At 32.8% G+C, this 9,247-nt stretch carries 7 protein-coding genes; 1 reads left to right on the top strand and 6 read right to left on the bottom strand.

Annotated features, from left to right (window positions below; genetic code table 11):
* Positions 1–186: 186 nt before the first annotated feature.
* Positions 187–1,074 carry a lytic transglycosylase domain-containing protein gene (locus B0A57_RS11815; RefSeq protein ID WP_034098792.1) on the bottom strand — a complete coding sequence of 296 codons (888 nt, stop codon included), beginning with the start codon at positions 1,072–1,074 and terminating at the stop codon, positions 187–189.
* Between the two features lie 46 nt (positions 1,075–1,120).
* On the opposite strand from B0A57_RS11815, the gene B0A57_RS11810 reads away from it, so the two are divergent.
* Positions 1,121–1,438, top strand: a complete 318-nt coding sequence (locus tag B0A57_RS11810; RefSeq protein WP_038466719.1) for a hypothetical protein — start codon at positions 1,121–1,123, stop codon at positions 1,436–1,438.
* A 56-nt stretch (positions 1,439–1,494) separates the two neighbouring features.
* Here B0A57_RS11810 and B0A57_RS11805 read toward each other — a convergent pair whose 3' ends face one another.
* The 5 genes from B0A57_RS11805 to B0A57_RS11785 form a co-directional block, all read right to left on the bottom strand.
* Positions 1,495–2,229 (bottom strand): hypothetical protein, encoded by a 735-nt coding sequence (locus tag B0A57_RS11805; protein WP_051982530.1) that lies wholly within the window; start codon positions 2,227–2,229, stop codon positions 1,495–1,497.
* 106 nt (positions 2,230–2,335) lie between these two features.
* Positions 2,336–3,415 carry a restriction endonuclease subunit S gene (locus B0A57_RS11800; RefSeq protein ID WP_038466714.1) on the bottom strand — a complete coding sequence of 360 codons (1,080 nt, stop codon included), beginning with the start codon at positions 3,413–3,415 and terminating at the stop codon, positions 2,336–2,338.
* A gap of 29 nt (positions 3,416–3,444) precedes the next feature.
* On the bottom strand, positions 3,445–5,481 hold the full coding sequence (locus B0A57_RS11795; RefSeq protein ID WP_038466711.1) for an HsdM family class I SAM-dependent methyltransferase: 2,037 nt from the start codon (positions 5,479–5,481) through the stop codon (positions 3,445–3,447).
* 187 nt (positions 5,482–5,668) lie between these two features.
* Complete coding sequence (locus B0A57_RS11790; protein ID WP_034098794.1) at positions 5,669–6,337, bottom strand: alpha/beta fold hydrolase; 669 nt, start codon at positions 6,335–6,337, stop codon at positions 5,669–5,671.
* Between the two features lie 304 nt (positions 6,338–6,641).
* A complete protein-coding gene (locus B0A57_RS11785; protein WP_038467219.1) occupies positions 6,642–9,107 on the bottom strand; it encodes a DUF5686 and carboxypeptidase regulatory-like domain-containing protein in 2,466 nt (821 codons plus the stop codon).
* Positions 9,108–9,247 lie beyond the last annotated feature (140 nt).

The raw sequence follows: 9,247 nt of genomic DNA, 5'->3' as shown, positions 1-9,247 counted from the left end.
CAACATCCTCAATAAATATTCCATGTTTTTAAAGCTAAATTGGTATAATTATAATTTATAACGCAAAAAAATCCCAAAGCGAAAAAGGCTTTGGGATTTTTTTTTGCTAACAAACATATTACTACTACAAAACATAATCAATTGTATGCTCAATGCAATGCAAAATTTGTTTGTTTTTAAGAACAACTAATTATAACCTTCGGTAGGAATCTCTATATTATATGTCTTTTTTGTAGGGTTGTCGAGTTTTTTATCCCGTAACCACGGATTATGGTATTTTAAAATCTTATAATTAATTCCTTGTAATTTTGCAAAAGTTACAAGGTTAGAGATTGTAGTATCTACTTGAATTTTTCGAGTAAGAAGATTAGTATATAAAGCCTCTTTATTGATACTAAAACCATGCAAAACGGGGTTTTTCATAATTTCTTTTAATGCTAAAATCCTGAAAACATACCTAGAAGTTTCCTCGTTTAATAATAAATCATAGTAATTATTAACTTCCTGAAATTCTATTTGTTTGGTAATACCTGCCATACCGCCATTATATGATGCTGCGGCAAGTGTCCAAGAACCAAATTTTTGTTTGGCAGCAAGTAAGTATTTGCAGGCGGCTTCGGTCGATTTTTCGAGATGGTAACGCTCATCAACAGTTTCCGAAACTTCTAGCCCTTTTTCCCGTGCTGTTTCTGGCATAAATTGCCAAACACCACGCGCTCCTGCAACAGAAACTGCATTAACCAAAGAGCTTTCTATCACGGCAAGGTATTTAAAGTCGTCTGGAACACCATATTTTGCTAAAATAGGTTCGATGATTGGAAATGCTTTATAGGCTCTTTTTAGTATTAATATTGTAGATGAATGTAGGTTTTCATTTATAAGCAACTCCCTATCCATTCGCTCCTTAATATCATAAATTTGCAATGGTGTTTTCTCGCCAGCAAAATCTATTTCGTTTGGGAAGTTATTATTTATTCCAATATTCGAATTCTTATTATATGTTTTACAAAAGATTAAAAATGAGCTGACCAATACAACTGCTAAAATAATTCCTGTTTTTTTCTTAATTTTCATGATTTTGTGTGTAAGCCGTAAAAGTATGAATATAAACTGTTAGGCAATGATTCTAATTTTTTATTTATTAGTTCGGCAGAAGATTTATATAAATGCGGAAGGCATAAATAAAACTGCGGTTGCTATATTTTATTTTGCGGTTGCAATAAATGAAACTGCGGAAGGCATAAATAAAACCGCGGTTGCTATATTTTATTTTGCGGTTGCAACAAATGAAACTGCGGAAGGCATAAATAAAACTGCGGTTGCAATATTTTATTTTGCGGTTGCAACAAATGAAACTCCGGAACACATAAATAAAACTGCGGTTACAACAAATGCAACCGCAATTATAATAAATAGCTTTGCGTGGCAAGACTATTAAATAGCGGTAGCCATTTTTATAATTGCGGTAGCAATATTTACTTTTTTTTAGTTTTATTATGTTTTTGGTTTTTTAAACTCTATTCCTTTTACTTGTGCAAATTCTGGGCTTGATGCTCCGTAAATTGATTTGATGTATTTTTTTACTTCTGATGCTACCTCAAAAATACTTCCTTCGGTGCTGTATAATGTTGTGTTTCTTGCTATTCTTGAGTTACTTACGTTAGCGTATGATGTGGCAACCGCATTATTTTTGGTTGTTAACTCGTTTTGTTTTGCTACTAATGTTGCTATTTGTAAATCGGTTTCGTTTGGTGTGTAGCTTGGTTCACTTTCTAAAACCGAGATTAATCCTGCAAGATGTTGTATTTGTTGTGTGTAGGATTGCTGACTTGACGAGATTGTGTTTGGTACTGGTGTGTTTGGGTTGGTTGGAGTAGTAGCGGTTGCCGATGCTCTTTGTCCTTGCATTTTACGATTAAAGCCTTTTGCTTCTTTAATAACTTGGTCTGTTGCCTCGGTAGTTTGTAGCGCATTTACTAAACGAGTAGCTAATGATTTTAAACCGCCAAAAGCAGTTTGACGTTCGTTGACTTTGTTATTGTATGCTGTATTTTTAGTTACTACATCTGCTAATTTTGTGTCGGCATCTGCTTTTAATGCTATGAGTTGCCGTAACATTAAAGTATTTTTAGAGGGGTTGTAAGTTGCGCCGTAACCTGTTACGAAAGCGATTAAGTTTTGAAAATTTGCCACGTTTTTTGCGTGTCCTGTTTCGCTGGTAGAAGCCATAATTTTTTGGTTTTTAATTAGTAATAACCCAAAAATAATAAAAAATATTTTTGCTTACACGATTGCAACTAAAATAAATGGCTAACCGAAAGGCTAGCCGTTTGTTTTAGTTTTGAGTTGCAAGTTTAGTTGCTTCTATCTTTCTGTCGGCATACAAAACCACTTCTTTTATAACGAGTTTTTGAATGGCGGTTATAAAAGTTTCCATTAATTTGTAATTCGGTTTGTTGTTTATTACTGGTAAAGAAATATTTAATTCATCGGCATCTTTTGCATAAAAGTTGCGTGAATAACTAAATTGTCCGGCAGATGATGTTTTATGTATTGCAGATGTAACAAATATTGAAGCCAATTTTGGTAGAGTTTCTGTATGAACTATTGCAACGTGGTCATCTCCACCATATTTGTAATTGCGGTATTTTGCTGAACCAAACATATCAATTGTAGTAGTGTTTTCTGAAAAAATGTGAACATCATTTCCTATAAAAGCAGAAATTCCATCATTAAATTCGCCCGCAGTTACAAATGGTAAATTACCCAAAATTCTGTCTGTGCTTTTTAGTCTTTGACCTCTTGTTGACTTACCAAATAAAGATTTAAGATTAAAAGTTTTCCAATCAATGTTTTCAAAATCTTCTAAAACTTTTTGTTCTTCGTTTGTTAAAATATAATTATTTAGTCCTGTAACTTTTAAATGAGCTGAAAGCTCAGCGACGCGCTGAGCTGAAAGCTCAGCGACGAAAGTTTCCATAAATTCAAAATCTATTTTGCCTTTTTTTGTTGGAAGTTGAATTTTTGTATTATTCATAGCTACACGATTAAATTTATTACCATAATCGTATTGCTTGGAAGTAGAAACCCTACATGCAGAAATAATAATACTTGCAATTGCTTTATTAAAAGGTTTAAATTTTGGCACTAAATGTTGTATGTGCGAATAACCAATAAAATCATTTTCTTGGTAAAACATAGTATCTGCACCAATTGTAGTATCAGAGCAAGTAATAGAATTACCTTTATTAAGAGGTGTTAAATTAGAAAACCCCATTATACCATTTTCAGTAGATGAATTTGATATCAAAGGAATTTTTCCGTTCGCTGATATGATTTCTCTATTTTGCAAACGATAATAATTTGTTGGGGTTATTTCAAACAAATCACCTAAATAAAAATCTCCCCACTCCACTTTTTGTAATTTTTCGTTGAGTAGGGCATCTACTTTCCCAGGCTTTCGTTTTGGGTTTGTTGTTTTAATATATTAGACACTTCCCAAGCCAAGTAATCGCCCACGGTTTTTTTGAAATCTTGTAAGGTTGGTTTGGTATCTATTTTTTGGTATTGGTCGTAATTCCAATCGTTTCCTGCATTGGTTATTACGCTCATTACAACGGTTTGTTTCAGGTTCCATAAGGTGTCGGAAACGTTTGCTGTTGCACCATTTTTATAAATTTCGATGATGTCGTTGTAGCGTTGTACTGGGTTATCGAGTTCGATAATGCCACGTTTGGTACGTTTGTAACCATCGTTGCGGAAGTCGATAAACTTGACTTGTTTTTTATAATCGTGGCTTTTGCCTGTATGCTCGATTACGTATATAGAGGTTTGCACGCCTGCCATGGGCTGAAACAAATCGATAGGCATTTTGATACTTGCCAACAATTGGTTTTGCCCCAAGATAGCTTTACAACTTGCCACGCCACGACCGTTTCCTGCTGAATCTTGAATGATAATTGCGGCTTTGCCACCTATTTGCATTTGAGCCAGACCAAAAAGTATAAATGGCATTCCGTTTTCTTTGAAGCTAAAAGGTGGGTTTAGTAATAATTTATCGGCTTGAAATTCTTGGTACAATTTTAATGGTTCGTTAAATGAGGAACCTTTACGGATATTACTTGAACCATCGCCACGCAAAATCATATTGGTAGAGGCGAGTGTAAACATTTCGGCATTCAGTTCTACCCCAAGTAATTGATTTTTTTTGATTTCTTTTATTTTATCGATGGCTTTGGTGGTGTTTTTGCCATATTTTTGTTCGGCACAATCTATCATGAGTTCCATTGAAGAAATTAGGAAACCTGCCGATCCTGTGGCTAAATCCATCACTTTAGAGTTTTCGTCAACCTCTAAAATTTGTGACATCATTTTAGTAACATAAGGTGGCGTTAAGACAATTCCAATTTCTTTTCCGTCGCCTAAAGCATATTTTAAAAACTCGGAATACATTTCGCCCATTATGTCTATATGTCCGCTCATAGCATCGATAGACTGAAAAATATATTTGTGAACGTAAGTAAATATTTGTTTGTTGACACTTGAAACTTCTGGTAACAAATTGCCAACGATAGCATCTAAATCTGTTTTTGTATCTCGATCGTTGTCTTTGTTAATTTCCTTAAAAGACGCCATCATCAGATGTAGTTTGTCTTGCGGAATTTCTTTTAATTTTAGATAGTTTTCAATTTGTGTAACAATGATGTCGCCATCACGTTTATTATCAAGATTTATTCCTTTTAAATCTTCTGGAACTAAACCTTTTTCGACATCTTCATTAATTATAATTTCTTGCATTGCCAAAAGCATACCCGAAATATACAATACACGTTGCGGAGCAGTAATTGCGTGGTTGTTCATTAACTTGTTTAGCTTTTTGGCGTGTTCTTGCAGTTTGGCTTGCGAGTCAATAAGAATTTTATGTTTCTCGTCTTCCGTCAAATTTGCCTCTTTATAAAATTCGGCAAATGATTTTTTAGATTCTAAAAAGTCTAAAGTGGTGTAGGTTTCTACTAATTTATAAGTTTCGTCAGTTGCACCAAAAACGTAATATACTTGTATGGCTACGTTAGTAGGATTGTCGCCAGATATTCCGATTGCAATCGCTTCTTTATATTTTTTGCTCATTATGGCACATTGTGCATAATGGATAGCTCCGTTTACAGCAAAGTTTTTAACAGATTTTATATCGTTTTTTATTTTATCGCCATTGGTAGCCGATAGTTTACTTGCTCCTAATTTGTTTTCAATTAAAACAGGAATATCAAAAGTTTCTAAATGAAAATCGGGTTTCCAAGATTTGCCTTTTTCGGTTTCTCCTGCTTCTTCGAGTTCGATGCGTTTTATAAGTACACCTTGTTGAATTGCATTTTTGAGATAATCAGACATTGCCGATTCTACAGTATATTTATTCTGTTTTATTCTTGCAAACTCCGACTTTACCCAATCATTTACATTGTCTTCTAAACTCCAATTTTTCATATTATTTTTCTATGATTTTTTGTATTTTGCAAAAGTAGTTTTTTTAGCTGATTTAAGTGATTTAAATTCCTATTATAAGTATTACAAAAAAAGAGTTTTACAGAAGTAAAACTCTTTTTCTTTTTTTGCAATTTTTTATGTTGCTAGACACCTAAGCATTTTAAGCTGTTTTAATTGTACCTACAAACTAATTTAATCTATCATTTAAAATGATACTTGGCAAATTTTCGTTAAACCACTTGAACCTATTAATAATCATAATATGTGTTCCGGCATTTACATTTATACAATTTTTAATATTCTGAAAAGGAAAAACACTATCGTTATCGCCATGAATATGTATTACCTTATTATCTGCAATTGTTCGTTCCCAGCACACAACTTGTTCTATCGCCCAGTCTAAATAAACTTTATCGCTCATGGTAAGGTATTTTTTATACAATTCGACCCTTTCTTTTACCATAGTTCCGAAAGCGTATTTTGTGAGTGCTTCTACATTAGAAAGTAAACCTGTAGGAATTAGTTTGTATGCTTTGGTGGTTTTGGCTATTTTCATTCTGCTAGGCAATTCTTTATTAGATTTTACACTAGAGATAATAATTAATTTTCTAATTTTTAAAAATTGAGCCATTTCCTGCACTAAAATACCCCCAAAAGAAACCCCTATTAAAACTGCATTATCGTGTTTTACAAATTTTGCCATTCGGGCAGCATACGCAGTTAGGGATTCTGTTTTCTCGGGGGTTATCCAGTCTAGCAAATGAATCTCGAAAACATCTTGAGGTAGTTTTATATTTTCGAAAATAGAAGAACTAGCTGCCAAACCTGGCATAAAATAAACGTGAATCTTATTCATTATATCATTAATTTAGCAAAAACGGTTTGTTTTTCTTGTTTTTGTGTAAAAATAATTCATTTGATTGACTTGTATGTATAATTGGTATTATTTTTTAAAAAACTGATTAAACAATTTAACGCTACGCAACTAATCCTAAAACGATAAAATTATTTACAGATTCCTTATAATAAAGCGTATAAAATATTTGAAAATTTGTGTAATTCGTGTTCGAAAGAACAACTTGGTACCGTTAGGCACAGTGCTTCTGAAAATTAATTACAGGCAACTGTTTTCTTAAAAAAATCGTGCTTTTGTGTGCAACTTAATCGGAAATTTTGAATCCAAAAATTACACCATCGGTCTGAAAACCATTCTGATAGGAACGAACATAATCTAATCTGAAAATTTTAAATTTTCCAAAACCTAAATTATCTAATCCCGCAGAAAACTCATGATAAGGCAACTTGCTAGAAACCGAAAGATTATGATACCCTAAAATTAAATTCGATTTTAATTTATTAAATAACGGAATTTTATTAACCAAAAAACCTTTGTCATTATATTCTAAATGGGCTTCAAAAAAAGCATTATTGGTACTATTTGCATAATATGGCATTAGGTTAAAAACATTCAGGTAACTCTCTAATTGTCCTATTCTAGTTTGGTTTCCTGCAAAATGTTTGTAATCTACAAAGGCAATATTGTTTGCGTTAAAGAATTTTCCTGTGCTTACATTTGTACTTAATTTTCCTTTGTTGCCCAACGTAAAATCCTGCGTAACTTTTGCCTCTAGATAATCGAAATTATACCTGTTTTTACTTCCCGCAAATCCTTTTTCGTAAGTAAAATAAAGAACTGGGTATTTGTCGTTTGGGATGTTAAATTTTCCGTCAGGTCGGGTCCAGTATTCTTGTCCGAAACTTACTTTTCCTGTAATTTTTCCTTTTGCCAAATTATGTTTTACAATGGCTGGCGTTAAATTATCTGAGGGCAATAACGGATGGTTAGAAGTATATAAATCGTCGTTTTGTATAAAGGTATAATTTGTAGTATTAAACAATGGTTTTCTTTCAGAATAATCGAAATTAGTGTAAACCGAAAAACCATTTGCAATCTCTTGACTGTAACTTAGCTTTACAAAATTATTGTCGAACAATTTCGTATAATTGTCTTTAAAAAATAAGGTGCTTATAGTATTTACAATCTCGGATATGGGTTTGTTTTGGTTAAACTGTGTGGCTTCGCTTCCTGCAGAAAAATCGAACAAAGCATTGTTATGGTTGCTTATTTTTTTAGAAAAAGTGCCTTTTATCCTAAGTTTATTTTCTGCAAAACCATAATCAAAACCAATCCCCAAGTTGGTATATGTTCTTTCGTCTTTGTTTTTATTATTGTACGAAAAACCCGTTTGAAGCCTATAACCTTGCACGGTATTAAACTGAAAAGATTGAAGAAAACCATCATATCCTAAAGACGTATTTGTTTGCGAATTTTTAAAATGATACCCTGACAAGAGTTGTAGTATATGAAACTTGTTTTCTTTCTTGTCTATCGAGTCTAGATAGGTTTTCGATTTTCTTAAGGTTTGAATACTATCTTTCTTTACATAATCGTTACTTTCTTCGGTAGTTAACGGAATTGGCCGAACGGAGTTCCAGAAAACGGTGTCTTTTTTGTTCGAATCTTTTTCGAAAGTAAGCACCTCGTGGGTAAATGTTTTTTTGTCGAATTTGGGTTCAAAATCAAAATCACTATATACATAAGTAAATCGGCCAGACATATTTATTCCCAATATGCCCGCAGAAAAATCGATACTTTGTGTGTTTTTTACCCAAATATTATCGGTTTTATTGTAACTAAAATTTTGTTTTAAAACTAGATTATTTAAAAAAGGGGTTTGCAGTCGGTAACCTTTTAGGTTTACATCTACTGCATAAATTGCCCACGAATCATCTACAATATAAATATGTCCTTCTATAACTGGCTCTGTATCGCGGCGGGGAATAATTTTTATTTTATTTATTTGCTGCTTGTCTTGGGTATAAAAACTGCCTTCTATTTTAAATTTATAATAATTGAAAGCATTGTCGCTAAGTGGCGAAATTACATTAATATCGAAAGGCAAATAATTTTCATAAAAATCGAAATCGACACTCGCAGCATTATTAAAACTAAAACCGTTATCTTTTCCGCTTACTTTAGATGCGATTATGGTTTCCTTCATCTTATTTGGTTTCTGAAAATTTAATTTAGAAACCGTTTCCGATAAGTACAAAATTCCGGTTCGGGTAGAATCTAAAGCACCATCAAAATTACCTATTTTTTGCCCTAAAATTTTCTTAGGTGCCTCTTTTATCCGCATGAGTCCTCGAGAATAAAAACGGGCATTGTATCTTGCCATGCTTGCCGAGTTTTCTTTTTTTGAAGCAATAGCGCTGCGCATAATTTGCTTGGCCAGATCTTCTTTATTGCTTAAAGCTACTTCGTGTATAGCAAAATTTTCTTCGATTAGTTTTGTGTTTAACTCATACGGAAACGCATCAATGGTAACCGAAATTTTTCTGGTTTTGAAACCTAAATACTGAAAAACAACTACGTATTTTCCTGCTTTTTGCACATTCAATTCATAAAACCCTTTCTCGTTCGATGAGGTATTATTATACGAATTTTCGATAAAAATAGTAACCAGTGGCAAAGCCAAATCCTTATGGTCTGTAACACGCCCTTTTATTTGCGAAAAAATTTGACCCGAAAATAAAACAACCAATAGCAAGATAATTTTTTTCATAAATAATTTTAGTACATAACGCGCCGCAACTTGCAACAAGCTTTTTTTTTAACCCCAAATTACACAAATTAGCACCACTGCATTAAACCCATAAAAAAAAATGACTTATCGCTAAAAATTATGTTATACCATTTAAAGTT

It is taken from the genome of Flavobacterium psychrophilum DSM 3660 = ATCC 49418 (assembly GCF_002217405.1).
In the GTDB taxonomy this organism is placed as follows: Bacteria; Bacteroidota; Bacteroidia; order Flavobacteriales; family Flavobacteriaceae; genus Flavobacterium; species Flavobacterium psychrophilum.
This window is presented reverse-complemented; position numbering and strand designations above follow the sequence as displayed.